Source organism: Leisingera sp. ANG1 (assembly GCF_000203975.2).
Classification (GTDB): domain Bacteria; phylum Pseudomonadota; class Alphaproteobacteria; order Rhodobacterales; family Rhodobacteraceae; genus Leisingera.
The window spans coordinates 22,547-48,854 of the sequence record NZ_AFCF02000011.1 but is presented as its reverse complement, the minus strand read 5'-3'; the positions used below and the strand labels follow the sequence as shown (position 1 = coordinate 48,854).

Genomic DNA, 26,308 nt, shown 5'->3' with positions numbered 1-26,308 from the left:
CATGCCCGGGGGAACCGCTTTGATTTTTGTCCGGGCAAAGGATACTGGGCTGGGCGAGAGGGTTCAACAGGAACGGGCAGCCGCGATGGCGAAACACGCCGTATTGGTTCTGGGCGCAACAGGGCGCATCGGGCGGCTGCTGCAGCTGTGCCCGCCCGAAGGCCTGGATCTGCGCCTGCAGGCGCGCCGGATGCCGCAGCTGCCGGGAGACTGGCACATTTTCGATCCGCTGGCAGAGCCGGCGGCGCTGGCGCGCGCTGCAGAGGGCGCGGCTGCGATTCTCTGCCTGGCGGGGCCGGTGCCCGGACGCAGCGGCGCAGAGATGGCAGACCATATCCATCTGGGCGAAGCGGCGGTGCGGGCCGGTGCCGCTGCGGGCGCCCGGGTGCTCCTGGCCTCCTCAGCGGCGGTTTACGGCGCGGGCTCCGGCCTGCTGGCTGAGGACGCAGCCCTGCAGCCCGCCAATCCTTACGGCGCAGCCAAGGCAGAGATGGAGGCGCGCGCCGCGGCGCTGGGGGCGGAACTGGCGGTGCCGGTCTGTTCCCTGCGGATCGGCAATATTGCGGGCTTTGACGCGGCCTTGGGCGGCTGGCGCCGAGGCTTCACCCTGGACCGGTTCGCCGATGGCGCCACCCCGCGGCGCAGCTACATCGGGGTGCGCTGCCTGGCGCAGGTGCTGGGCGCGCTGCTGAGAGCGCCGGATCTGCCGCCGGTGCTGAATGTCGCGCAGCCCGGAGCGGTGGAGATGGGCGCGCTCTTGCAGGCGGCAGGCAAACCCTTTGCCACCCGCCCGGCGCCGCCCGCGGCAATCCCGGAGGTGGCGCTGGATGCGGCCCGCCTGCAGGCGCTGCTGCCCGTCCCGCTGCCCGCAGCGGATGCGGGCGCCATGGCGGCAGAATGGGCCGCATTAGAGCCTGATATGGCGGATGACTAACCTGATGAAAGACACGACATGACCTGGCGCAAACGGCTGTTCGACCTGTTCTTTGCCAGCCTGCTGATCGCGGTGCTGGGCCCCGTCCTGCTGCTCTTGATGGGCTGGCTGCTGTGGAAGGAGGGGCGGCCGCTGTTCTATGCGGGGGAGCGGATGAAGGGGGTGGACCAGCCCTTCCGCCTCTGGAAGCTCAGGACGATGACGGTGGTGGACACCGACACCGGGGTGTCGGGCGGCGACAAGTCGGCCCGCATCACCCGCACCGGCGCCTGGCTGCGCGGCAAGCGGCTGGATGAGTTTCCGCAGCTGTGGAACATCCTCAAGGGCGACATTTCCTTTGTCGGGCCGCGCCCGCCGCTCAGGCAGTATGTGGAGGCAAACCCCGCGCTTTACGCAGAGGTGCTGAAATCGCGCCCCGGGGTCACCGGGCTCGCCTCGATCACCTATCACAAGCATGAGGCGGCGCTGCTGGCGCGCTGCAAAAGCGCCGAAGAAACCCATGCGGTCTATTCCCGGCTCTGCGTGCCGATGAAGGCGCGGCTGGACCTGATCTACCAGCGCCATCAAAGCATGTGCTTTGATTTCGACATCGTGTTCCAGACCATTGGCAACATATTCCGCCGGGGGTAGACACAGTTTTAGTGATTCCCGCATAGCCTGCGCCGCCTGGCCGGGGCAGGCTGTCCAGACGGCTGGCGCTGTCCGGCGGGTTTCCGCCGCCGGCCGTTTTGCGGAACAGGGGAAGCCGGCTATGATAGAAACTGTGTTTTATGGGCCGCGCACCGGATTTCAGCGCATCTGGGCCGTGTTTGATTTACTTTTTTCTGCTATCCGGCAGCAGGGCGCTGCCGGAACAGGCAAACGGATACAGAGCAGGGCAGGAATGCAGGCATTCAAGGGCAAACAGGCATGTACAACCTGATCAGCGCGCTGTCGCGCAGGCAGAAATCCTACGTCTTCCTGGCGGTGGACCTGGCGCTGTTGCCGCTGGCGCTGCTGTTCACCCTTGAGGTGCAGCCGCTGCCGGAGCCGGCGCTGGCCACCCTGGCGCAGCTGTCGCCGCTGCTGCCCTATGTGATGGCCGCCGCCGCGGCGCTGACCCTGTGGCTGGGGCTGCCCTATGTGCAGCTCAACGCCTATGAGCGCCACGCCGCGGCGCAAAGCGCACTGCTGGCTGCCGGCACCGCGCTGGTGCTGGCGGCACTCACCGCCATCTTCGGGCCGGTGCTGGGCCCCGGCACCCATGTGGTGTTTGCGATCTGCTATTTCCTGTTCATGGTGGTCACCCGCGCCGCGATGCTGCAGCTGGTGCTGGCCGTCTACCGCCGCGCCAAGCCGCGCTGCCGGGTGCTGATCTACGGCGCCGGCAATACCGGCACCCAGCTGGCGCAGGCGCTGAAGGCGCACAGCGGCATCGACCCGGTCGCCTTTGCCGATGACAACTCCTCGCTGCAGGGGCTGACCTTGGTCGGGCTGCCGGTGTTCGCGCCGTCGCGGATTGCCGAGATCGTGCAGGCGCGCCAGATCCGCCGGGTGCTGCTGGCGATGCCCTCGCAGAGCCAGCCGCGCCAGGCGCAGATCACCCAGCGGCTGCAGAAACTGGGGCTGGAGGTGCAGGCGCTGCCCTCCTTTGCCCAGCTGATCGGCGAGGAGGCGCTGGTCGACAAGCTGACGCCGGTGGCGCCGCAGGCCTTCCTGGGCCGGGCCGCGCGCGATGTGCCGCTGCAGGAAGCGGCCGGCTCCTACCAGGGCAAATCGGTGCTGGTCTCCGGCGCCGGCGGCTCGATCGGCTCGGAGCTGTGCCGCCAGGTGCTGGCCTGCCGCCCGTCCAAGCTGGTGCTGTTCGAGCTCAGCGAACTGGCGCTTTACACCGTGCATCAGGAACTGGGGCCGCTGGCCGAGGAAGCCGGCATCGAGCTGGTGCCGGTCCTGGGCTCGGTCACCGATCCGCGCCAGGTGCGGATGGTTCTGAATGCCCATGAGGTGCAGGTGGTGCTGCATGCGGCCGCCTATAAACATGTGCCGCTGGTCGAAGCCAACCCGCTGCCGGGGCTGGCCAACAACGTCTTCGGCACCCAGACCCTGGCCCGCGCCGCGGCGCGCGCAGGCGTCGAGCGCTTCATCCTGATTTCGTCGGACAAGGCGGTGAACCCCACCAATGTGATGGGCGCCTCCAAGCGGATGGCAGAGCTCATTGTGCAGGACCTGGCCACCCGCTTCGGCAGCCGCACCGTGTTCACCATGGTGCGCTTCGGCAATGTGCTGGGCTCTTCCGGCTCGGTGGTGCCGCTGTTCCAGGAGCAGATCAGCCGCGGCGGCCCGGTCACCGTGACCGACCCGAATGTGAAGCGCTTCTTCATGACCATCAGCGAGGCGGTGCAGCTGGTCCTGCAGGCAGGCGATATGGCCAAGGGCGGCGAGGTCTTCGTGCTGGATATGGGCGCGCCGGTGCCGATCCTGCAGCTGGCCCGCCAGGTGATCGAAAGCGCGGGCCACACGGTGCGCGATGCAGAGCATCCCGAGGGCGACATCGCCATCGAGATCATCGGGCTGCGCCCCGGCGAGAAGATGGAAGAAGAGCTGACCCTCAGCGAGGAGCTGATCCACACCCGCCACCAGAAGATCTTCTGCGCCCGCGAAACCGTGCTGTCGGAGATCGAGGTCGCGGGCTTCCTGCGCAGCCTGCGCCAGGCGGTGGCCGCGGGCGACGAGGCGGCGGCGCTGCAGGTGGTGCGGCACTGGGTCGAAGGCTATTGCCAGGCGCCGGCCCCGGAGCGCAAGAGTTCCTGACAACGCGCCGGCCTCTGCGGCCGGGCAGGCGGGCCGGAGTGCGGCCCGGGGGCAGCAATGGCGGCAAAACCGCGGCCCCGGCGCCGCCGGCAATTGATCCGCCGCCCGCCCCATGGTCTAAGCGGGCCACAGACAACAGGCCGGGACCGCGAAGACCGGCGGCAGGCAGTTCCATAAGGCAGGTTTCCCCGTGACCCCGATCAAGACCCTTCTGCACAGCACCGGAGCGTTGGCGCTGCTGTGCCTGGCTGCCGCTCCGGGACAGGCAGAGGTGCCGCAGATCACCCGCGACGATCCGCAGGCGGCCCCGGGCACGGAAGCCGCGGCGCCGCGGCTGAAACCGCTGCCGCCGCCCAGTCTCAACTTCTACGGCAGCCCCGGCCTCATCGATATGCCAAGCGCCGAAATGCTGCCCGACGGCCAGTATGCGGTCACCTACTCCTGGTTCGCGGGCACGTCGCGCTACAACATCACCTTCCAGGCGCTGCCCTGGCTCAGCGCCTCGTTCCGCTACAACGGCATCCAGGACCTGAACCTGTTCGGCTTCAGCACCTATTACGACCGCGGCTTCGATGTGCGCGCCCGGCTCTGGCGCGAGCGCGGCTGGCTGCCCGAGGTCACCATGGGGCTGCAGGATTTTGCCGGCACCGGCATCTATGCCGCAGAGTATTTTGTTGCCACCAAGCGGTTTCAGGCCGCCGCCCTGGGCTGGGGCCGCGGTCCCGGCCGGCTGAAGATCTCGGCAGGGCTTGGCTGGGGGCGGCTCGGCAGCAACGGCGGCATCGGCTCAACCGGCACCCGCCCCGGCTTTGTCGGCGGCAGCACCGGCGGCAAGCTGGCCACGGACCAGTGGTTCCGCGGCCCCGTCGCGCCTTTTGCCGGCTTTGAATGGCAGCCGGATGAGCGCTGGAGCCTGAAGGCGGAATATTCCACCGACGCCTATGTGACCGAAACCCGCAGATCGGATGTGTTCGAGCATAAATCGGCCGCCAACTTCGGGGTGGAATACCAGTATTCCGACCGGGTGCGCCTGGGCGCCTATTACCTCTATGGCTCCGAGATCGGCCTGACCGCGCAGATCCAGCTCAATCCGAAGCATCCGCCCACCCTGATGGCGGTGCCGGCGCCGCACCCGGTCAACCCGCGCAGCCAATGGGCCACCGAAGAGGCGCACTGGAGCCAGGACTGGGCCGCCAGCGAAACCAAGTCCCGCACCGTCCGCGACCGGGCCGCCGAGGCGCTGAAGGCGGACGGGCTGGTGCTGGAGGCGATCACCCTCACCGGCACCAGCGCCGAGCTGCGCTACCGCAACATCCGCTACCGCTCGCAGAGCCAGGCAGCGGGCCGCGCCGCCCGCGCCCTGGCCCAGACCCTGCCGCCCTCGGTGGAGAGCTTCCGGCTGGTGCCGGTGCGCCGCGGCCTCGGCCTGTCTGTGATCGAGATCCGCCGTTCCGACCTGGAGGCGCTGGAGTTCGACCCGGAAGCCGCGGACGCGCTGTTCGCCGCCGCCGGGGTGCAGGACGCCGGGCCGCTGCCCGCGGATGCGCTGTTCTCCAGCGAGCTGTACCCGGCGTTTGCCAGCTCCATCAGCCCCTATACCGAGCCCGCCTATTTCGATCCCGAAAAGCCGTTCCGGATTGATGCGGGCCTCGATTTCACCGCCTCATATGCGCCCGCGCCCGGCTGGCGCATCGCCGGCACCATCCGCCAGCGGCTGGCCGGCAATGTGAAGAACGGCCGCGCCTCCAACTCGGTGCTGCCGCATGTGCGCACCGACCAGAGCGAATACGCCCAGTTCGGCACCACCCTGGAAAACCTCTATGTGAGCCGCCTGTGGAAACCGGGCCGCAACCTTTATGCCCGCGCCACCGCCGGCCTGTTTGAGACGATGTACGGCGGCATTTCGGGCGAGGTGCTGTGGAAACCGGTGAACAGCCGCATCGGCTTCGGGCTGGAGGCCAACTATGTGGTGCAGCGCGATTTCGACCAGCGGTTTTCGTTCCGCGATTACCGCACCTTCACCGGCCATGCCTCGGCCTATGCGGAGCTGGGCAAGGGCTATCTGCTGCAGCTGGATGCGGGCCGCTACCTGGCCGGCGACTACGGCGGCACCTTCAGCCTGAACCGGGAGTTCGACAACGGCTTCCTGGTCGGCGCCTTCTTTACCCTGACAAATGTTTCCGCCGAGGATTTCGGCGAGGGCTCCTTTGACAAGGGCTTCCGCTTCCGCATTCCGGTCGACTGGCTGCTGGGCAAACCGTCGCGGTCGGGCTTCGGCCTGACCATCCGCCCGACCCAGCGCGACGGCGGCCAGCGGGTGGCGGTGCCGGACCGGCTCTACGGTCCGGTGCGCGAGGCCCACCGCAAGAGCCTGGAAGACCAGCGCGCGAGGTTCTGGGAATGAGCATGAGCATGATCCGGATGGCCGCCGCCGCCCTGGCCGCTGCGCTGCTGCTGGCGGGCTGCAGCCAGGGGCCGGAAAAGACCCAGGCCGAGCTGGAAGTTGTGCAGGCGGTGGCAGAGCAGTTCAAACGCCGCCGCAGCCCGCCGCCGCTGCCCAAGCTGACCCGGGCGCTCCTGGACAACGAGACCCTGCCCCATATCGAGCTCACCATCGAGAATCGCGCGGTCACCGCCTACCTGACCCCGGGGCTGCGCCGCCGCGACAGCCATGCCGGCGAAATCGAGGTCTGGCGCAGCCGGGACAATGCCTCCGTTGCGCTGCGCCAGGGCATGCTGATTGCCACCCGCGGCCTGGGCGGCGGGCTGCTGTCGGCGCAGGTGCCGGCCGCAGACGGCAAGGGCGGCCCGGCGCGCGGCGGCGCGCGCCGCTATACCGTGCGCGCCGATGGCAACAGCCAGCGGGTGCTGAACATGGCCTGCAGCCTGCACGACCTCGGCCCGGAACCAGTGGAAATTGTCGAGATCACCCATCCGGCCCGCCACCTGCAGGAGCGCTGCGAAGGCGCCGGCGGGGCGGTGGTCAATGACTACTGGGTTGATTCCCGCCCGGGGCGCATCCGGGTCTGGCAATCGCGGCAATGGGCTGGCCCGGAAATTGGATATATCCGAATCCGCCAGCTGCAGCGGTGAGGCTGCGCCGGTTTTCCGCGCCGGTTTCCACCCTGTCCCCGCGGCATTGCGGCAACGGGCGGAAAAAATCTTCAATGCAAACGGGATTTCAACAGTTTTGCCGCTATTCCATACGTTGAAATAACCATCCGCCTCCCATAAGGTCGCCTCAACGCACCTATCACAGTTCTCCAAAGGAGTTTGAAAATGAAAAATCTTCTGTCCGCTCTGACCCTGGCAGCCCTGGCGTCGGCAACTGCCGTTTCCGCACAGGAAACCGCTCCGGCACCGACCGGCGGCGAACAAACCGGCATCCTCGGCACCAGCGTGACCGCCGGCACCGCTGCAGCTGTCGTCGGTGCCCTGGTTGTGGTCGGCGTGATTGCCAACGACGACGATTCCGTCAGCACCACCACCACCACCACCACCAACTGATCTGACGGCCTGCTGCCGGCACCGGCGGCACCGCAATCTTTGGAAAACGGGCCTCTGCAGAGGCCCGTTTTTTTGTCCGCCTCCCGGGCTGCCCGGAGTTATTTTCCATAATACCCATTACAGGCTATGGTTGCGGGCGAGAATCGCCGATCCGGCCGGCGCAGGGAAAATGCCCTGTCCTGCCAGGTGCACAGAGGCCTGCGCACAAGAGTACGCCCCCGCCGCGGGAGCTCCTGCAGCGGGGGCGCGGGAAACAGCCGGGCACACGGCCCTGCCGGCAGCGGGTACTACTTAGGCGTTGCGGCAGGCCGGCACGCCCATGCGGATGATCTCACTGCCTTTGATCTTGTGGACCCCGGAAATCCGGTTGCGGCCTTCGGCCATGAACCAGCTCTTCAGCGGCGCCGGATAATACCCGGCCATCACCCGGCTGAAGTAGTCGAATTTCTCCTGCGTCAGGCGGCGGCCGCCGCGCGAGGGGCCGTGGAAGCCGAAAGTGGTGGCCGGATCGACGCAGGCGCCCGGCAGGCCGAGGAACATGGTGCAGGTGGAATAGCAGACCTTGCCGCGGATCTCGACCCGGACGCCGTTCTGCTGCAGATTCTTCAGCTCGATCAGCCGGTCATGCAGATAGCCGCCGCGGTCGCTGCCAACCACATAGGTCTGCTGGGCGGCGGCGGCAGAGGGCTGCAGCGCCATCAGCGCCAGGCCCAGCACGGCGGCGGCTTTTGCGGCGGAATGAAACAGGGTGCGGCGGCGGCCAATTAGGGCGGCGGCGGAAGATGCGGTGTTCTGTGCCAGCATGGTCAGGCCTCCAAAGCGTTAACGGGCGTTGGAGACTGATTAAGAAAGCGTTGCGCGCTGACCGGGTTGCGGATGTGGCAAAAATTAGCACATTATCAACACTTTAGATCTCATGTTAGGCAAATTTTAAGGGTTTGCGCCGCCGCGCCGCGCCGCATTTTCTGAACAGGCCTGTCCGCAAAGGCCGGATCAGAGCAGATCAAAATCCATCGCCGCGAGGGCGGCAGCGGCAATCAGGGCATTGGCCAGGATATGCGCCTGCACCGCGCCGCCGGGGCGGCGGCTGCGCAGGTAGAGCAGCCCGAAGACGATCCCCGCCCCGCCCCCGGCCAGCCAGCGGCCATGCAGCGCCGCAAACAGCAGGCTGCTGGCCGCTAGACCGGCCCAGGCCCGCCAGGCGGGCGCGCCGGGGCCGCCGGCGATGCGCTCCAGCACATAGGCGCGGAAGAACAGCTCCTCGATCACCGGCACCAGGAGCACCGTGCCCAGCAGGCGGCAGATGATCCAGACCGGATCCGGCGCCGCGGCGGTGCTGCCGCCGCTTTCCGGTGCGGTCCACAGCCACAGCGCCGCCACCGCGGCGCCCGCCAGCCAGTCCAGCGGCCCGGCCCGCCAGCTGAACGTCTTGAGCGCGGGCCAGAACAGCCCCAGCCCCAGCAGCATCAGCGCCGCCCGCAGCGGGTAGCCCTCGGACGGGACCTCCCAGAACAGCGGTGTCAGCGTGCCGCTGATCATGAACAGGATGAAGGGCACGATCCGGGCAAACAGCGGATCCGCCGCCAGGGACGGGGCCAAAGACGGGGCGCTGTCCGCCGCCGGCTTTTGAAACAGCGGCATGTTGTGGGCGGAAATCAGGATCGCCAGCGCCAGCAGCGAGAACACCAGCCAGCCCGCGTAGGAATGGAACCCCTCCACCGCCAGCGCCGGCGAGACATAGGCGCCGATCCAGATCAGCACCGAGATCCGCAGGACGTTGAAGGCCCAGCTCAGCAGCACCGCCAGCGGGAACAGCACCAGCCAGTAGGGCCGCAGGCGCAGGCTGCCGCGGCAGAGCAGCGCATAGCCGCCCATGAACAGGGCAATCAGGGCAAACCCCTCGATCCCGGAGCAGGCATCGCCGACCTGGACCGCAAAGCCGTTGAGCGCAAAGATGCGCTCTTCGGGCAGGCTGGTGACTGTGGTGTGAAACAGCGACAGGACTTGGTCCACGGCGGCAAAGGTGAGCCGGGTCAGCAGCTGATTGTCGCCCCAGACGGCCCCGGAGGCGTCCACGATATCCGGCAGCGCAAAGAAGGCCGCCAGGGTGAGCGGCAGCACCAGCCCGCTGCCGGACAGCCCCTGCCGCCAGGCCCGCAGCGGCATCAGCCACAGCAGCGCCCCCGCGGCGGCGCAGAAGGCGCCCAGCAGAAACACCGGCGCCAGCAGGGCAAACCGGGCCTCCAGATCCGCAAAGGACAGCTGCCAGAGCGGTGCAAAAAGCAGCACCAGCCCCCCCAGATGCAGCAGCGCGGGCTTCGGGCGCAGCCCGGCAGCGGCGGCCGGCCGGGCCCCGCGCGCGCCCCAGAGAGACGGCTTCAGCGCAACCGCAGCCGCCAGGGCCAGGCCCGAAAAGACCGTGCGCAGCGGCAGGGTTTTCATCCAGGCGCACAGGCCGGGCAGCGTGGTGGCGGCACAGGAAAACGTCTCCCTGAACTGAAAGGCAAGGCGGATGGCCAGCACTTCGGCCAGCAGGACGGCCGCAAAGACCGCCAGCCGGGGGAGGAATGGCCTTGAGTAAACCGCCTGCATCACTGTCCTTGCCTGCCTTTCCCGGCCCCTGCCGTGCGGGGCGTGCGGCCGGATCCGGCCGTGCCGCTGTTCCGGAGCATATCTGTGGTGCCCGGATCAATGGCACGTATTGCGGCCGGCGTCATCCCTGCCGGGGCCGCCGCCGCCGCCTCTGCACAGGCCCTCTGGCGGAAACCTGCCCGCCCCGCAGCCGCAGCCGCCATCCCTTCCGCAGGCTGTGCCCAGTCCCGCCAGCTAAATCACAAGATGAATTTTTTACGGCGTTTCGCCCCTAAGGCTTGTCAGTGCGGCACGCATTCACTAGGACCGGAGACAGGCAAGCTTTAATCGAGTTTTAATCATGTTGATTACACCCGTCCTCCTGTGCGGAGGCTCCGGAACCCGTCTGTGGCCCTTGTCGCGCAAGAGCTACCCCAAGCAGTTCGTGCCTTTGATGGGTGAAGAGACGCTGTTCCAGGCCTCGGCCCGGCGGCTGTCCGCCCGGCCGGGTCCGGGGCAGGCAGAGGGCTTGCGCTTTGCCGCGCCGATGGTGCTGACCAACTCCGATTTCCGCTTCATCGTCACCGAGCAGCTGCAGGGCGCAGGCATCGACCCCGGCGCCATCCTGATCGAGCCGGAGGGGCGCAACACCGCGCCTGCGGTGCTGGCCGCGGCCCTGCGCGCCCGGGCGGACAATCCCGATGCGGTGCTCTTGGTGGCGCCTTCGGACCATGTGGTTCCGGATACCGCGGCCTTCCACGCCGCCGTTGCCCGCGGCCTTGAGGCAGTGGCAGCGGGCCAGCTGGTCACCTTCGGCATCACCCCCGCCCATGCCGAAACCGCCTATGGCTATCTCGAGCTGGCCGCTGCGCCAAAGACCGGGGGGGGCGCGGAGGGCGGTGCGGTGCCGCTCAAGCAGTTCGTGGAAAAACCCGATGCGGCCCGGGCCGCCGAGATGCTGGCGGCGGGCAATTTCAAGTGGAACGCGGGCATCTTCCTGTTCCGCGCCGCCGATATCATCGCCGCCTTCAAGGCCCATGCGCCGGCCCTGATCGCGCCGGTGCAGGCGGCGCTGGATCAGGCCAAGCCCGATCTCGGATTCCTGCGCCTGGCGCCTGAGCCCTGGAGCGCTGCCGAGGATATCTCGATCGACTATGCGGTGATGGAAAAGGCCGCGAACCTCTCGGTGGTGCCCTTTGATGCGGCCTGGTCCGACCTGGGCGGCTGGGATGCGGTCTGGCGCGAGAGCACCCCGGATGCAGACGGCGTCGTCACCAGCAGCGGCGCCACCGCAATTGATTGCCGGGACACGCTCTTGCGCGCCGACAGCGAGCGGCTGGAGGTGGTCGGCATCGGCCTGGACGGCATTATGGCGGTGGCGATGAACGATGCGGTTCTGGTCGCCGACAAATCCCGCGCCCAGGACGTCAAGCTGGCGGTGGCGGCGCTGAAGAAGAAGGCCGCCCCCCAGGCCACCCAGTTCCCCAAGGACCACCGCCCCTGGGGCTGGTTCGAGAGCCTGGCAGTGGGCGACCGGTTCCAGGTCAAGCGGATCCTGGTGCACCCGGGCGCGGCCCTGAGCCTGCAGAGCCATGTGCACCGCTCCGAGCATTGGATCGTGGTCGAGGGCACCGCCAAGGTGACGGTGGACGGGGTCGAAAAGCTGGTGACCGAGAACGAGAGCGTCTATGTGCCGCTGGGCGCGGTGCACCGGATGGAGAACCCCGGCAAGGTGCCGATGGTGCTGATCGAGGTGCAGACCGGCGCCTATGTCGGCGAGGATGACATCATCCGCTACGAAGATGTCTACGCGCGGGGCTGAGGGCATGAAAATCGCGGTTGCAGGACTGGGGTATGTCGGCCTGTCCAATGCGGTTCTGCTGGCGCAGAACCACACGGTCACCGCCGTTGACCTGTCGCAGGACCGGGTCAGGATGGTCAATGCCCGCAAATGCCCCATCGCAGACCCGGAACTGGAGGAGTTCCTCGCCAGCCGCCCGCTGGATCTGACCGCCACGCTGGATGCGGCTGCGGCCTGCCGCGATGCCGACTACGTGATTGTGGCCACGCCCACGGATTACGACCCCAGGACCAACTGTTTCGACACCGCCTCGGTGGAGGCGGTGATCCGCCAGGCCATCGCGGTGAACCGGACCGCCGCCATCGTGATCAAATCGACGATCCCGGTGGGCTATGTGCGCCGGATCCGGGCGGAGCTGGAGACGGACCAGGTGATCTTCTCGCCCGAGTTCCTGCGCGAAGGCCGGGCGCTTCACGACAACCTGCATCCCAGCCGCATCATCGTCGGCGAGCAGTCGGAACGCGCGCGGGCCTTTGCCGGGCTGCTGCTGGAAGGCTCCGCGGAAACCGATGTGCCGATGCTGTTCACCGGCCCGGATGAGGCGGAAGCGATCAAGCTGTTTGCAAACACGTACCTCGCGATGCGGGTGGCTTTCTTCAACGAGCTGGACAGCTACGCCATGGCCGGCGGCATGGACAGCCGCCAGATCATCGAAGGTGCCGGCCTCGATCCGCGGATCGGCAGCCATTACAACAACCCCTCCTTCGGCTACGGCGGCTATTGCCTGCCCAAGGACACCAAGCAGCTCCTGGCCAATTACAACCATGTGCCGCAGAACCTGATCCGCGCCATTGTCGACGCCAACCGCACCCGCAAGGATTTCCTGTCCGACCGGATCCTGATGCGCGGGCCCAAGGTGGTGGGGATCCACCGGCTGGTGATGAAGGCCGGCTCGGACAATTTCCGCCAGTCCTCCATTCAGGGCATCATGAAGCGGCTGAAGGCCAAGGGGGTCGAGGTGATCGTCTATGAGCCGGTGCTGGAGGAGACGCATTTCTTCCGGTCCCGGGTGGTCCGCGACCTGGCCGCCTTCAAGGCGGAATCCGATCTGATTGTCGCCAACCGGCTGAGCGGCGAGCTCCGCGATGTGGCGGAAAAAGTTTTTACCCGCGACCTGTCCGGGGCGGATTGAGCCCGGCACGGAAGCCTTTTTTGAAACCGATCTTTAAAAGCATTTACGAAGGAGAACGACATGAAGACCGCACTTGTTCTGGGAGCCGGGGGCTTCATCGGCGGGCATCTGGTCAAGCGCCTGAAACGGGAAGGGTTCTGGGTGCGCGGCGTGGATATCAAATTCCACGAGCACGCGGAAACCGAAGCCGATGATTTCGTGATCGGCGATCTGCGGGACCAGCAGGTGGTCCGCAGCGTCATCGACCGCCGGTTCGACGAGGTCTACCAGCTGGCCGCCGACATGGGCGGCGCGGGCTATATCTTCACCGGCGAAAACGATGCCAACGTGATGCACAACTCCGCCACCATCAACCTGAACGTGCTGGATGCCTGCCACAAGCGGACCATCAAGCGGGTGTTCTATTCCTCCTCGGCCTGCATGTACCCGAGCCACAACCAGGAAGACCCGGACAATCCCAATTGCGCCGAAGACAGCGCCTACCCGGCCAACCCCGACAGTGAATACGGCTGGGAGAAGCTGTTCTCGGAACGGCTCTATCTGGCCTATAACCGGAACTTCGGCATGGAATGCCGGGTGGCGCGCTACCACAATATCTTCGGCCCCGAAGGCACCTGGGACGGCGGCAAGGAAAAGGCGCCGGCGGCCCTGTGCCGGAAAGTGGCCGCCACCCCCGACGGCGGCGAGATCGAAGTCTGGGGCGACGGGCTGCAGACCCGCTCCTTCCTCTACATCGACGAATGCCTGGAAGGCACCACCCGGCTGTTGCGCTCGGAGTTTGAAGGCCCGGTCAATATCGGCTCCGAGGAGATGATCTCGATCAACGATCTGGCCCGCATGGTGGCGGAGATTTCCGGCAAGAGCATCTCGATCCGGAACATCCCCGGCCCCGAAGGCGTGCGCGGCCGCAATTCCGACAACCGGCTGATCGCCGAACGCCTCGGCTGGGCGCCGCAGATGCCGCTGCGGACCGGGATGGAGCGGACCTTCGACTGGATTTCCGGAGAGCTGAGCCGCCGTCCCAACCACGTCTGAAGGCCGCCGGATGCACATCTTGCTTCATGATTTTGCGGGCCACCCGTTTCAGGCGGAGCTGTCCCGCGCGCTGGCCCGGCGCGGCCACAGGGTCACCCATGCCTGGTTTGCGGGCGATACCGGCCCCAAGGGCCGGATGGCCCGCACCGAAGGCGACGCGGACACGCTCGCCTTCCTGCCCGCAGGGCAGGATCTCCGCTACTCGAAGACGGATTTTCTCCGGCGCCGGGCCGGCGATATCGCCTACGGGAAGGAGCTGGGGCAGGCCATTTGCGCCATGAAGCCGGATGTGGTGATTTCCGGGAACACGCCGACCGAGGCGCAGGAGGGCATCCAGAGGGCCTGCAGGCAGACCGGCACGCCCTTCATCTACTGGTGCCAGGACTTCTACTCGGTGGCAGCCTCCAGGCTCCTGGCCCGGAAACTGCCGGGGCCGGGCCACCTGATCGGCGGCTATTACCGGTTTCTTGAGCGCCGCCAGATGCGGCGCGCAAGCCGTGTCCTGCACATCACCGAAAGCTTCCGGGCGCAGACCGATGCCTGGGGCATCCCCCGGGAGCGCGTGTCCGTGATCCCCAACTGGGGGGCGCTGGATGAGATCGGCGTGCTGGACAGGAACACCGCCTGGGCGCAGGCCAACGGCCTGGGCCCGGGCACCCGGTTCCTCTATTCCGGCACCCTGGCCATGAAGCACAACCCGGAGCTTCTGGCGGGGCTTGCACGGGCTGTCACGGCTGGGGACCAGGTGGTGCTGGTGTCGGCGGGCGTCGGCGCGGACGGGCTGGCGGCGCGGGCTGCAGACGGCACATTGCCGGGGATGCGGGTTCTGCCGCTGCAGCCTTTTGAGGTGTTCCCGCAGGTCCTGGCCTCGGGGGACATTCTGCTGGCGGTCATCGAACGGGAGGCGGGAACCTTTTCGGTGCCCTCCAAGATCCTGTCCTATCTCTGTGCCGGCCGCCCCATCGTGCTGGCCGCGCCGGGCGACAACCTGGCGGCGCAGATCCTGCGGGAAACCGGTGCGGGACAGGTTGTGGAGCCCGAAGACACCGAAGGGTTTGCCGCTGCCGCGCAGGCCTTCCGCGATGACCCGGCGGCCCGCCAGGCCGCCGGCGCGGCCGGCCGGGCCTATGCCGAGGCGCATTTCGACCTGGAGCGCGTTGCGGACAAGTTCGAAACCCTGTTCAGCGAAGCCCGCAATGGCCTATGACCTGAAGCGGTCAGAGAAGGCCGGCCCGCTGCCCCAGGGCGCTTGCACCCAGGGCCTTCAGGGCCGTCCGCTCAGGAAAGTCTCTTCGATGCCAGTCTATGTCTCGCTTGATACGCAATTCGAAAACCTCGGGGACGAGGTGATCAACGCGCTGCTGCTCCGGGAAACCGCCCGGCGGGCCCGGCTGCGCATCTTCACCGGCAAGGCGCCGGACTGGTACCGGGCGAACATTGCGTCCTGGCTGCCGGCAGGCGCCCCGCAGGCGGAATTCCTGCGCGGCAGGGCGCGCGGCCTGCTCCGGCTCCTGCTCGGCAGCCTGCTGCCGCCGGGCAGCGTGATGCTGTTGTCCTGCGGCGACGTCACCCGCGCCAGGCCCAATCGGAAGCGGGACCGGGCCATGGGCCTGCTGTCGCGGCTGCCCTTCCTGGAGATTGCCCAGATCGGCGCCTCGCGGCTGCAGGCCGGCCGCAGCGAACAGGTGTGGCTGCAGCGGGCCGCAGACAGATCCGGCAAGATCACGGTGCGGGACGGCTATTCCCTGCAGGCGCTGCAAGCCGCGGGCATCCGGGCCGGGATCGTGCCCGACCTGGCCTTCCTGCTGGACTTCGCCCCCTCCGGGCGCGGCGGCAAGGCGCTGTTCATGTTCCGCGACCCCGGCACCGGGGCCGAGGCGTTTGCAGAACATCTGGCTCCCCTGGTGGCGCAGGCCAGGGAGATGGGCCTGGACCCCGTGTTCGGCTGGCAGGTGGCGCGGGACGAGGCCTGCAACCGCCGCCTGGCCGCGCTCACCGGAGCCGGGATCCTGCCCCTCCCCGGCAACTGCGAGGGGCGGCTGGAAGCCGCGCTGGAGGCTTACGGCGAGGCCGCCGTGATTGTCTCCAACCGGCTGCACGGGCTGCTCATCGCCGCCTCCCGCGGGGCCATCCCGGTGCCGCTGCTGAACAGCGGCGAACAGAAGATCCGCGGGGTGTTCGAACAGGCCGGGCTCGCCCCCCTGATCCTGGAGGCCGGCGCCCCGGCGGATGCCAATGCCGGCGCCCTGGCCGGGTTTGTTGCGGACCGCGGCACATGGCGCGGCACCCTCGCGCAGGCCTTTGCCGCAAACGCCGCGGAGATCCGGAAAGCCCTTGATGCGTTTTTCGGCAGCAGTGCCGTCCGGTGATGAAACCCAGGGGCCTCTTGCGCAACGGTGCGGTCATGGGATCCGGGGTTCTGGCCTCCCAGGCGATCGGCATCCTGTCCTACCCGGTCCTGTCCCGGCTGTTTTCGCCGGAGGATTTCGGCACCTTTGCGCTGTTCTTCTTCGGCATGCAGGTGCTGGGCGCCTCCCTGGCCGGGCGCTACGAGCAGGCCATCATGCTGTGCCGGTCCCAGGCCCGGGCCCGGCACACCCTGCAGCTGGCGCAGGCAACGGCGCTGGCGGCGGCGCTTGCCCTGGTGCTGCTGTCCGGGCTGTTCCGGCACCAGCTCGACGCCTGGAGCGGCGCCTCCCTGGGGGCGGCGTGGATGGCGGTGCCCGCGGCCGGCTTCTTTGTCTCCGTGCAGACGTCGCTCAGCTTCATGGCGGTGCGGCTGGGCCGGTTCGGTGCGGTGTCCGCGGCCCGCGTGGTCAAACCTGCCGCCGCCTTCGCCCTCCAGGTGGCTCTGGCCTATGCGCTCTGGGGCGGCACCGGGGCGCTGATTGCGGGCGAAACCCTGGGCGCGGCGCTGTCCATCCTGCCGGTGCTGCGGGCCGGGGGCAAAGGCCCCGTCCTCTGGCGCAGCGCGCGCGGCCGCCGCTATGCCGGCCGGCTGGCCCGGTTCTATGCCAGTCAGCCGCTCTGGAACCTGCCGCATGTGTTTGTGAACCAGGTGTCCCGCTGGATCATGGCGGCCCTGATCACCGCCCTCTACTCCGCCGCCGAGGCCGGCGCCTATTTCATGATGTTCCGGGTGGTGATGATGCCCTCCACGCTTGTCTCGGGGGCGCTGAGCCAGGTGTTCTTCCGCACCGCCGCAGAAGAACAGCGCCAGGCCGGGTCTTTCAGGGGCGCGCTGAAGGCAACCGCGGCACCGCTTCTGGGAATTGGCGCGCTGACCGCCGCCGTCCTGGTCCTCTTCGGGCCGGATCTCTTTGTCCTGGTGCTGGGGCCGCAATGGCAGCCGGCCGGCCTGATGGCGGCCGTCTTTGCCCCCTATATCGTCCTGCAGATGGTGCTTGCCACCGTGGCGCCCTGCTATCTTCTGGCCGGCCGCCAGAAGGCGATGCTGGCGGTGGCCTGCGGTCAGACCGCGGTCTTCCTGGGCGGCTTTCTGCTGGGGCACTGGGGTGGCGGCAGCATGTTCCGGGCCCTCGGCACCTCCGTCTGGCTGTCTGTCCCCTATATGACCGCCATGCTTTTCTGGTATTGGCGGCTGGCAGCATCCCGCAACGCTTCGCAGAAGGAGGCCGGCTGAGATGACGCATGCCGCGGCACACCCGTCAACGCTTCTGCTGACCACATTCAAATACCCCTATGCCAGCGGCGAGCCCTTCCTGGCGGCAGAGCTGCCCTATCTGAAGGCGCGGTTCGCCCGGGTCATCGTGCAGCCGGTGATGGGCGCGCCGCAGCGCCGGGAGCTGCCGGAGGGCTTTGAGCTGTGCCCGCCGCTGTACCACGGCAAGGACCGCAAGGCCCTTGCCGTGAAGGCGCTGCTGGATCCGGCAGTGTGGAAGATGGCCCTGGCGGAACGGCGGCAGCTGCGCCGCAGCGGCGATCCGGCGGACTGGAAGCGGCTCTTGGCCTGGGCCGCCATCCGCAAGCGCCTTGAGCAGTCCGAAGGGGTGCGCCGCCTGCTGGCGGCCAAAGGCCCCAGGGCGGCCTATTCCTACTGGGGGCACACCCCGGCGCTGGCCTCGGGCCTGTTCGCCCGCGAAGGCATTCCCTTTGCGGTGCGCTTTCACAGGGTCGATCTCTATGAATACGGCGGCCATGATTACACCGCCGGGCAAAGCCCGCTGCAAAGCTTCCCCTGGCGCCGCGACCTGGAGGGGGCCGCCCGGCTGGTGTTCATCTCCGAGCATGGCTGCAGCTATTTCGGGGACCGATGGGGCGGAGCCGGCTTTGCCGGCAGGGCCGTGGTCTCCCGCCTCGGCACCCCGGACATGGGCCAGGGCCGGCAGGCGCCCCGGGCGGGCCCCCTGGTGCTGGCGTCCTGCTCGCGGATCACCCAGGTCAAGCAGGTGCATCTGATCGCCCGGCTGGCGGCAGAGCTGGCCCGCCGCGGGCGGCAGGTGGAATGGCACCATTTCGGAACCGGGGAGGAGGATGCCGCCTTGCAGGCCATCGAGGCGGCCCGGGCGCAGGAGGGCCTCAGCATCCGGATGCACGGCTGGGTCGAAAACGCGGAGCTGATGGCCTTCTACCGCACAACGGCGGTGGACCTGTTTGTCAACCTGTCCAAATCCGAAGGCATTCCGGTGTCGATCATGGAGGCGGTCTCCTTTGGCATTCCGGTGCTGGCCACTGCGGTCGACGGCACCCCGGAAGCGGTTGTGGACGGCCGGAGCGGCAGCCTGTGCAGCCTGGCAGAGGCCCAGGACAGCGCCCGCCTGGCAGACAAGGCGGAAGCGCTGCTGGGGCCGACCCGCCCGGCAGGCCTGGACCCGCGGGCGCTGTGGCAAGAGCGGTTTGACGCGGGGCGGAACTTTGCCGGGCACGCGGCGGCCCTTGCTGCCCTTGCAGAAGACGGGGGCGGCAGATGACACGCCCCGGACCGCTGCCGCAGCTTATGCTGCACATCTGTTTCTTTCTGTTCATGACCCGGACGGAATTTCCGGCCCTGGGCACCTTTGCCGGCCTCTCCTACCTGCTGCGGGGCCTGGCGGGGGCGGCGCTGCTGGTCCAGCTGGTGCAGCTGCACCGCGCCGGGCTGCGGTTCAGCCCCTTGATCTGGGCGGTTTTCATCTCCGTGATCTTCCTGCTGTCAAATGCTGCCGACCCCTCGCCTTTTGCGGTGATCGCCTGTTTTGCCATCCTCACCGGGCTGTTGCTGGGCGGGATCCAGCACCGGCCCGGGACCCGGGCGCTCTTCCTGCGGCTGGTGCGCGTCTACCTGCTGGTCAACTTCGCCGGCCTCTGCCTGGCGGCGGCCGCCTATTACGGCGGCGGCCTGGCCATCGACTTTCACGGCCTGATGTTCCCCTGGAGCGCAGCCCGGATCCATGAGTTCATGGGCTACTACCGGGTCACCGGGTTCCAGATCGAGCCGGGCACCTACACCGCAACGGTGTATTTCTGCGCCTTGCTGGCAGCCGTCCTGCGCGGGCGGCTGGCCGGGCGGCTGGAAACCGCGGCGATCCTGTCGACCGCGATCACCCTGTCGGCCTGGGCGGTGCTGGCCATTCTGAGCTACCTCTGCGGCTGCCTGGTGGAAGCCCTGCTGAACCGGCGGCGCCACAAGGCCCTGGCCATTGCCGCGGTGCTGGCCGCCGCCGCCATTCCCTGCCTGCTGCTCGTCAAGTCGCTGGATTTCCAGAACACGGCTTATATCCAGTATTTCCTCGACCGCTTCGAAACCGAGGATGCCTCCGGCTCGATGGTGATGAAGCTGCAGGCCTGGAATGCCTGGACCGCCAGGCTGGGAACGGAAATGCTGTTCCCGCACCCGCTGGGCCGCTCCTTCTGCGAAACCTGCGGCTCGCCGCAGGACCTGGGCACGCTGATCAACATGCTGTGGTTTGCGGGCATCCTGCTGGCGGTGCCGCTGCTCCTCTGGCTGGCGGTGATGGCGGTGCTGCATGCAGGCCCCGGCCTGCTGCTGGCCAGCCTGCCGCTGATCGTGGCCAAATTCTTTTTCTTCGACCCTTCCCTGTGGCTCTATTTCGGCCTTCTGATGTTCCTGCCGCTGACAGGCCGGAGACAGGCCGGCAAAAGACAGGCCGGCCGGCACCGGCCAGCCGCGCCGCCGCAGGATCCCGGAAAGGAGCCGCCCCTTGCCTGATCCCGCCCTGGCGCCCATTGCGATCTTTGCCTTCAACCGCCTGGACCTGGCGCAAAAGCTCGCCGCGTCGCTGGACGCAAACCCGGAGTGGCGGCAGTCGCAGGCCTATGTCTTTGTGGACGGCCCCAGAACGGAAGCCGAGCGGGCCCGGACAGACGCGGTCCGGCAGTTCTTCGAAACCCTCGGCCACCCGGCGATGACAGTGGCGGCCCGGCCGCAGAACCGCGGCCTCAAGGCGTCGCTGTCGGCGGGGATCAGCGAGGTCTGCAGCCGCCACGCCAGCCTCATCGTGCTGGAAGACGACCTGGTGCTCAGCCCGGATGCGCTGCGCTATTTCAACCAGGCGCTTGATGCCTATGGCGCCGACATGCGGGTCTGGAGCATCTGCGGCGATGTCCCCGACCTCAAGGGCTATGGCCGCGGGACCGCCCATTTCATGCCCGCGGGCAGTTCCTGGGGCTGGGCCACCTGGTCGGACCGCTGGGCCAAGTTCACCGGCACCTGCAGCCTGAGCCGCGAGGCCCGCCGCTGCCGCGCCTTCCGGGACCGGTTCAATGCGCACGGGCTGCGGGACTTCACCCGCATGCTGGAGATGGAGGAGGCCGGCCGCATCAGCAGCTGGTATGTGCACTGGCAGCGGACCATCGCCGAACACGGCGGCATGTCGCTGTTTCCGCCGGTGCCGATGCTGCGCAACTCCGGCTTCGGCGGCGGCACCCATGCCTCCCGGCTGAGCCTGCCAAGCCTGTTCGGGCTGGGACAGAAGACGCCGGGGCGGATGGATTTCCAGCTTCCCGCCGAGGTCAAACTGGATTTTGATTTCACCCATCGGGTCATCACCAGCCCGGAATGGCGTATCCTCCGCCTCAATGCCCGGCTCGGCAGGATGCGGCGGCGGCTGCGGGACGCGGTCCCGCGGCTGAAGCCGCGCTGAGCCAGGCCGCCGCCCGCAGCCGCCACCCCTGCAACATGGAAACGGTTTCCAGATGAACATTGACCAGATCGCCGACCTCCCCGCCGTGCGCAGGTCCTCCCTGCTGAGAAAGGGGATTGCCTTCCTGCGGGAACCGGCGGCCGCGCTGGAGCGGCGCCGGATCAGCGACAGCCAGTATCAGGGGCATCCCCCGGTTTTTGCCAACTCCCTGCCCAAGAGCGGCACCCATCTGCTGCTGCAGGTGACCCGGGCGCTGCCCGAGGCCCGCTATCTCGGCCGCTTCATCGCAACCAGCCCGTCGGTGACCCTGCGGCAGCGCTCCCCGGCAGCGCTGGCCCGGCGGATCAGCCGGATCCTGCCGTCGGAAACCCTGGGCAGCCATCTGCATTATTCCCCCGAAGCCGCCGCGGCGCTGGCGCGGATCAACGCCCTGCATCTCTTCATCTACCGCGACCCCCGCGACGTTCTGGTCTCTGAGGCGCATTACCTGGGCGAGATGAACCGCTGGCACCGGATGCACCGGCATTTTGCCCGGCTGCCCGGCAGCCGGGAGCGGCTGCAGCTGGCCCTGGACGGGTTCGACAGCCGCTATCCGGAGTGCAATGCCCGCCTGCTGCCCTATGCCGGCTGGCTGCAGGATCCCGGCACCCTGGCGATCCGCTACGAGGACCTCGCAGGCGCCGGCCAGGAGGCGCAGCTGGCCCGCATCATCGCCGGCTTTGCCGCCCGCAGCTCCGCCGCGGCTGGCAGTCCGGAGGCGCTGCTGGAGACCCTGAAAAGCGCCATTGCCCCGTCGAAGTCGCACACCTTCCGGCGCGGCGGGTCCGGCAAATGGCGGGACGGGCTGAGTGCACAGGAGGCCGCCGGGCTGACCCGGCGGCTGCGCCCGTCGCTGCAGGCCTTCGGCTACAGCGAATAGCCGCGCCCGCCCCGGCGCCGGATCAGTCGCTCAGCGCATTGACCGGCGTGGTGATCAGCGACGGCGTGATCTGGTCGATGGTGCGGCCCCAGCGGGTGACCGGGTTTTCCGCCACAAACACGATGTCGCCGGGGCGCAGCTCGAACCGGGCCGCCAGCGGCAGATGCGCGGCGTTGCGCACGTCCAGGTGCCAGGCGGTGACCGCGCCGAACTCGCGCACGTCCTGCGCCGCGCGCAGCACATAGACCTGGCTGGCGTCGCCGGTCTCCTTGGCGATGCCGCCGCCGGTGTCGAACAGCGCATCCGCCAGCATGGCCTTGCGCCCGAACGGCAGCGTGTAGCGGCCCTGGGTGCGGACCTCGCCGCTGAGATAGACGTAATCCCGGTCCACCGCGTCCAGCTCCAGCGCCTGGGAGAAGTTGTCGCGCCGCTCATCCAGATCGGCACGGCGCAGGGTCAGCGCCGCAGTCAGCTCGTCGATCGCGGCGCGGCGGCCTGCCAGCGTGGCTCTCTGCAGCTCGATCTGCTGGGTGAAATAACGCTCGGCGCGGCTGAGATCGTAGTCGGTGTCCACAAACACCGAGTCATCCGCCAAGAGGGGCAGGCGCTGCAGCGCCGGGCGGGCATAGAGATCCTCGAGCGGGATCTGGTACATGGTGCCATCGCGGTAGATCCGGACCGAGCTGGTGTCGATATCCGCCACCGAGACCGAGCCTGCGGCGGCCAGCGCCTCGCCCAGGGTGAGCGGGGTCAGGGTGATCGGGTAGACGCCGGGCTGGCCGACAGCGCCGCCGACCGACACCCGGCGGGAGTTGAACTCGGAAACCTCGAGGCTGAAGGTCGGGTCGATCTGGCTTTCCACCAGCCGCTGGAACAACAGCGCCTCGGCCTCGTCCACGGTGAGGCCCGCAACCCGCACCCGGCCCACATCCGGAATGTTGATCGCGCCGTCATCCTGCACCGTGTAGCCGTTGCGGCTGTTCTGCGCCGCCAGCAGGCCGGACAGCTCCGCCACCGTGCCTTGGGTCGAGGGCGTCGACAGCACCAGCACATCGCCGGTGCCGATGGTATAGGGGCCGGGGTCGATGCTGGGCGGCGGGTCCAGCCGCAGCCCCTGGCGGCTGCCGTCCTGGGAGGAGGGCGCCTGCGGCAGGGTGCCCGGCCCCCGCGGGCTGGCGCCCGCGCCCGAGCCTGCGGAAACCCCGAAGACGGCCGGCAGGGCCTTGGGCTGATAGGCGGCGCGGTTGGCGACCAGCACGGTTTCCGGCGTCACCGCCACCACCCGCACCTTGCCGGCGTCCGACACGCCGGCCTTCACGGCGGGGCTGCGGTAGATGGTCGAGCAGCCGGAAGCCAGTGCGGCCAGGGCCAGGGCGCTGAGGGCAAGGGAAATGCGGCGCACGATGCGTCCTCCAATCAACTGTCGTTCAATTTTCATCCGGCACCGTCTTCATGAAGAGGTTGCCCAGGAAACTGCCGGTCCACTGCGAGGACTGCAACACCGCCCCCTGCCGGACCCAATAGGTATTTGTGAAGCTGTCCGCCAGCCCGTGGCAGCGCTCCTCCAGCTTTTGCACCGCCACCGGCTCGCCGCGCAGGAAGATGGTCTCCGCGCCCGCATGCGTGACCGCGCAGCGGTAGGCGTGCAGCTCGATCTGGTCGTTGCCATTGAGGAAGCTGTGGAACCGCTCCACGGTGCCCTCCCGCGCCGCCAGCACCAGATCCGCGCTGTGCTGCACATCCGAGGCCGCCAGGCCGGAGCCGAAGCCCTTGGCCGAGGTCAGGAACCCCTGCTTGAGCGTGATGGTGGCGCCATCGGCGGTGAGCCAGGTCTGCACCCCCGCACGCTCGGTCTCCAAGAGCATGACACCGCTCAGATCGCGGCTCGGGAAGGACACCTCCAGCCGCGGCGGGATCGGCCGGACAGAGGCCAGCGCCGAGGCGCGCGGATGGAACCGGGGCGCATCGGGCTGCAGCGCGCCGCGCAACAGATCGAGATCGTCCTTGGCCTCGCCGCAGGAGATCAGCAGCAGCAAGGCGGACAGCACCGGCCACAGGTGTTTCATCGCAGGAACCTCCCCCAGCCCTTGACCAGCTGCTGGGCCCGCGCCTCGCGGGTGACGCCATAGAGCCGGTTGCGCACGTTGAGCCGGGCGCCGCCATCGCGCAGCACCGGGCGGATCACCTGCGCCAGCCGGTCGCGCGACGGGCGGCCGGTCAGCCAGGAAATTGGTATTTCCAGCCGGATCCCCTTGTCGAAACTGCCCTCGCCGAAGTCGCTGAACCCCACCGAAGTCAGGGTGAAGAAAGCGCCGACCTTGAAGCCATTGGCAAATTCCCGGTCCAGGGTGACGGTGGCGCCGTAATCGCCCGCCAGGTAGCGGCCGGCATCGATCTGGGCGTGATACTCCCCTGGCAGATCGTAATAGGCCGACAGATGGCCGGTCACGGTGGAATAATCCTGAAAGCCGAACAGCACGTCGAAATCGCGCTGGCGCACATAGTTCAGCTCAGCCCCCAGCGCCAGGCGGCTGTTGGCCGGGAACCACAAAAGCTCCCCCGACAGCCCGCCGTACATGGTTTCCAGATAGCCCAGCGTGGCGCGGGCATAGAGGTTTTCGCCGGGCCGCCAGATGTATTCACCGGTCAGATGCTCAATGCGCAGGTCGGACTGCTGCGCATAAAGCCCCCAGTCCGAGCGCACCCGCTGGATCACCGAGTTGGACCGGCGCTGGCTGTCGTCCAGATTGCCGGCCGCAGGCTGGCGCAGCCCGGCCGACAGGCTGAGCCCCGGCGACAGCGTGTAGTCCAGCCCCAGCTGGGCGCCAACCTCATAGCGGAAAGGCGCGTCGGGGTCGAAGAAAGACGCCTGCAGATAGGGGCCGAAGCGGTAGCTGAAATGCGGATAGGCATCCCTTGTGAAGCCGCCCTTGACCAGGGAGATGCTGTCGGACACCTCGGCGCGGGCAAAGCTGCGCCAGGCGCCGTCCGGGTCATGCTCCAGCTCATAAAGGTCATCGCGGGCAATCCGCACCGAACTGAGCGGCACCCCGTTTGCCATCAGCGCGATGTCAAAGGCCTGCACGCCTGCGGGCTGGGTGTTGGCCAGCACCCGGGCAGTGCGGCCGATGGCCTGGGCGGCCTGGCCGTAGCGGCCGTTTTCCACCCCGATGCGGAAGGTTCCGCCCGCGTCCTCCAGATAGACCAGCCGCAGCCCTTCCTGCTGCAGCTGTTGCGCCAGAACCTGCTGGCGGCGGGCGGCGGCGGCGGGCGCGGACGGCAGGTTCCAGCTGGCCAGCGCCGCCTGGTTCAGCGGCAGCAAGGGCGGCGGCGCCGCCCCCTGCCCGCCCGGCGCCACGCTCTGGCGCGGGTCGATGAAATAGCTGTAATTGACCCCCAGGGTGCTGCCGTAGAGATAAGAGGCGGTCAGCTGCGCGCCGTTTTTGAACCGGTACTGGAGGCCGAAGTTGAACGGCGAATTGACCTCGAAGCCGTTGCGGGCCTGCTCCCGGGTATAAAGATCCGGCGAATATTCCGCCAGCAGGGTCAGACGGTCATTGTACTGCCAGCTGGCGCCGCCGAACAGCGCCGCATCGCCGCGGAACCAATTGCCGAAATCCAGCTGGCCGGTGGTTGAAATGCCGCCCGCGCCGGAGGTCTCGCGCGTCTTGAACCGGTCCGACAGCACCCCCAGCGGGTTGGAAAAACTGCCGCGCCCGGCCATCCGGCCCCAGCCAATGCCGCCGGAAATCTTCAGCCGCTCCCGGAAGGTCTTGGTGGCCACCAGATATTCCGAGGCATAAACCCCGGTGCCGCCGAAGTCGCGCAGCCCCAGCGCCAGGGCCGGGCCCCTGCGGCTTTCCCCGCGCAGCAGGAAATGAATGTCGAAACTGCGGTCATACAGGGTCTGCGCACCATCCGGCCGGTCCGGGAAGAACCCCTCGACCGCCCCGTAGCGGAAGCTGCCGTGCACCCAGGGCAGCATCTGAAAGGTCATCGTGGCCCGCAGCGTCTGGTCCAGCATGCCGCTGGTGAAGGCCAGGGTGCCATCGGGATACATTTCGGCGGTGGGCGTCTCGATCAGCCCCGGCGTGCCGTAATTCGAGGTGGTCTGGGCCCTCAGCGCGGCAGGGGCCGCCAGCACCAGCGCCGCCAGCAGAAAATGCCGTCCCTGGAGTATCCGTTGTCTCATACCGCTTGAAAAACCGCTTGTGGCCCGCTTCCCCATATCCGTTTTCCGGCGGGCTGTCCCGCCGCCGGGCGGGGCCGGGCGAATTGTCTCCTGCCTGTGGCGAATCTGCCTGTTTTCTTGCCCGTTCAGGGCCCCGCAGCCCCGCTTGCCGGCGCCGCCGCGGCGCCGGCAGGCCAGCACCCGCAACGCCTGCCGGGCCGGCAGGCGGAACACCGCAAAAAAGCGAGGGCTTGCGGGCTTTTGCAACCGTGCGGCATTCTCAGA

General features: G+C 68.1%; 21 protein-coding genes. 16 read left to right on the top strand and 5 right to left on the bottom strand.

The window, feature by feature from the left end:
- Window positions 1–85: 85 nt before the first annotated feature.
- The 6 genes from GC1_RS19140 to GC1_RS19115 all read left to right on the top strand — a co-directional run bounded on the left by GC1_RS19140 (window position 86) and on the right by GC1_RS19115 (window position 7,231).
- Window positions 86–934, top strand: coding sequence for an NAD-dependent epimerase/dehydratase family protein (locus tag GC1_RS19140; protein WP_019294855.1), 849 nt, complete (start codon window positions 86–88; stop codon window positions 932–934).
- A gap of 18 nt (window positions 935–952) precedes the next feature.
- The gene (locus GC1_RS19135) at window positions 953–1,564 is read left to right on the top strand and encodes a sugar transferase (protein ID WP_019294856.1); all 612 of its coding nucleotides are present in this window, start codon (window positions 953–955) and stop codon (window positions 1,562–1,564) included.
- 279 nt (window positions 1,565–1,843) lie between these two features.
- Window positions 1,844–3,724, top strand: coding sequence for a polysaccharide biosynthesis protein (locus GC1_RS19130; protein ID WP_019294857.1), 1,881 nt, complete (start codon window positions 1,844–1,846; stop codon window positions 3,722–3,724).
- Window positions 3,725–3,914: 190 nt separating this feature from the next.
- Complete coding sequence (locus tag GC1_RS19125; protein WP_019294858.1) at window positions 3,915–6,128, top strand: YjbH domain-containing protein; 2,214 nt, start codon at window positions 3,915–3,917, stop codon at window positions 6,126–6,128.
- 2 nt (window positions 6,129–6,130) lie between these two features.
- Window positions 6,131–6,817, top strand: coding sequence for a YjbF family lipoprotein (locus GC1_RS19120; RefSeq protein WP_237754636.1), 687 nt, complete (start codon window positions 6,131–6,133; stop codon window positions 6,815–6,817).
- A gap of 186 nt (window positions 6,818–7,003) precedes the next feature.
- Window positions 7,004–7,231: a hypothetical protein gene (locus tag GC1_RS19115; RefSeq protein WP_019294860.1), complete on the top strand. Its 228-nt coding sequence runs from the start codon at window positions 7,004–7,006 to the stop codon at window positions 7,229–7,231.
- A gap of 291 nt (window positions 7,232–7,522) precedes the next feature.
- On the opposite strand, the gene GC1_RS19110 is transcribed toward GC1_RS19115, so the two are convergent.
- Window positions 7,523–8,035 (bottom strand): hypothetical protein, encoded by a 513-nt coding sequence (locus GC1_RS19110; protein ID WP_019294861.1) that lies wholly within the window; start codon window positions 8,033–8,035, stop codon window positions 7,523–7,525.
- A 189-nt stretch (window positions 8,036–8,224) separates the two neighbouring features.
- Complete coding sequence (xrtE, locus tag GC1_RS19105; RefSeq protein ID WP_019294862.1) at window positions 8,225–9,823, bottom strand: exosortase E/protease, VPEID-CTERM system; 1,599 nt, start codon at window positions 9,821–9,823, stop codon at window positions 8,225–8,227.
- Window positions 9,824–10,163: 340 nt separating this feature from the next.
- Here xrtE and GC1_RS19100 point away from each other — a divergent pair, with 340 nt between their 5' ends.
- The 10 genes from GC1_RS19100 to GC1_RS19055 are packed head-to-tail and all read left to right on the top strand — an operon-like array spanning window position 10,164 to window position 21,852.
- Complete coding sequence (locus GC1_RS19100; protein ID WP_019294863.1) at window positions 10,164–11,624, top strand: mannose-1-phosphate guanylyltransferase/mannose-6-phosphate isomerase; 1,461 nt, start codon at window positions 10,164–10,166, stop codon at window positions 11,622–11,624.
- A gap of 4 nt (window positions 11,625–11,628) precedes the next feature.
- Window positions 11,629–12,795: a nucleotide sugar dehydrogenase gene (locus GC1_RS19095; protein WP_019294864.1), complete on the top strand. Its 1,167-nt coding sequence runs from the start codon at window positions 11,629–11,631 to the stop codon at window positions 12,793–12,795.
- A 60-nt stretch (window positions 12,796–12,855) separates the two neighbouring features.
- Window positions 12,856–13,830, top strand: coding sequence for an NAD-dependent epimerase/dehydratase family protein (locus GC1_RS19090; protein WP_019294865.1), 975 nt, complete (start codon window positions 12,856–12,858; stop codon window positions 13,828–13,830).
- Window positions 13,831–13,840: 10 nt separating this feature from the next.
- A complete protein-coding gene (locus GC1_RS19085; RefSeq protein WP_019294866.1) occupies window positions 13,841–15,037 on the top strand; it encodes a glycosyltransferase family 4 protein in 1,197 nt (398 codons plus the stop codon).
- Window positions 15,027–16,199 (top strand): polysaccharide pyruvyl transferase family protein, encoded by a 1,173-nt coding sequence (locus GC1_RS19080; protein WP_019294867.1) that lies wholly within the window; start codon window positions 15,027–15,029, stop codon window positions 16,197–16,199. The genes GC1_RS19085 and GC1_RS19080 overlap by 11 nt, the downstream gene beginning before the upstream one ends.
- On the top strand, window positions 16,199–17,473 hold the full coding sequence (locus GC1_RS19075) for an oligosaccharide flippase family protein (protein ID WP_039154838.1): 1,275 nt from the start codon (window positions 16,199–16,201) through the stop codon (window positions 17,471–17,473). The genes GC1_RS19080 and GC1_RS19075 overlap by 1 nt, the downstream gene beginning before the upstream one ends.
- Before the next feature lies 1 nt (window position 17,474).
- Window positions 17,475–18,761 carry a glycosyltransferase gene (locus GC1_RS19070; RefSeq protein ID WP_019294869.1) on the top strand — a complete coding sequence of 429 codons (1,287 nt, stop codon included), beginning with the start codon at window positions 17,475–17,477 and terminating at the stop codon, window positions 18,759–18,761.
- A complete protein-coding gene (locus GC1_RS19065) occupies window positions 18,758–19,999 on the top strand; it encodes a hypothetical protein (protein WP_019294870.1) in 1,242 nt (413 codons plus the stop codon). Before GC1_RS19070 ends, GC1_RS19065 begins: the two co-directional genes overlap by 4 nt.
- Entirely contained in the window at window positions 19,992–20,933 is a 942-nt protein-coding gene (locus GC1_RS19060) for a glycosyltransferase (protein ID WP_019294871.1), read from the top strand. Before GC1_RS19065 ends, GC1_RS19060 begins: the two co-directional genes overlap by 8 nt.
- A gap of 52 nt (window positions 20,934–20,985) precedes the next feature.
- Window positions 20,986–21,852, top strand: coding sequence for a sulfotransferase domain-containing protein (locus GC1_RS19055; RefSeq protein WP_019294872.1), 867 nt, complete (start codon window positions 20,986–20,988; stop codon window positions 21,850–21,852).
- A 22-nt stretch (window positions 21,853–21,874) separates the two neighbouring features.
- Here GC1_RS19055 and GC1_RS19050 read toward each other — a convergent pair whose 3' ends face one another.
- From GC1_RS19050 to GC1_RS19040, 3 genes are read right to left on the bottom strand one after another with little or no spacing between them, the layout of a single operon-like run.
- A complete protein-coding gene (locus tag GC1_RS19050) occupies window positions 21,875–23,290 on the bottom strand; it encodes a polysaccharide biosynthesis/export family protein (protein ID WP_237754635.1) in 1,416 nt (471 codons plus the stop codon).
- Window positions 23,280–23,918 (bottom strand): YjbF family lipoprotein, encoded by a 639-nt coding sequence (locus tag GC1_RS19045; protein WP_019294874.1) that lies wholly within the window; start codon window positions 23,916–23,918, stop codon window positions 23,280–23,282. The genes GC1_RS19050 and GC1_RS19045 overlap by 11 nt, the downstream gene beginning before the upstream one ends.
- Window positions 23,915–26,044 (bottom strand): YjbH domain-containing protein, encoded by a 2,130-nt coding sequence (locus GC1_RS19040; protein ID WP_029204673.1) that lies wholly within the window; start codon window positions 26,042–26,044, stop codon window positions 23,915–23,917. Before GC1_RS19040 ends, GC1_RS19045 begins: the two co-directional genes overlap by 4 nt.
- Window positions 26,045–26,308 lie beyond the last annotated feature (264 nt).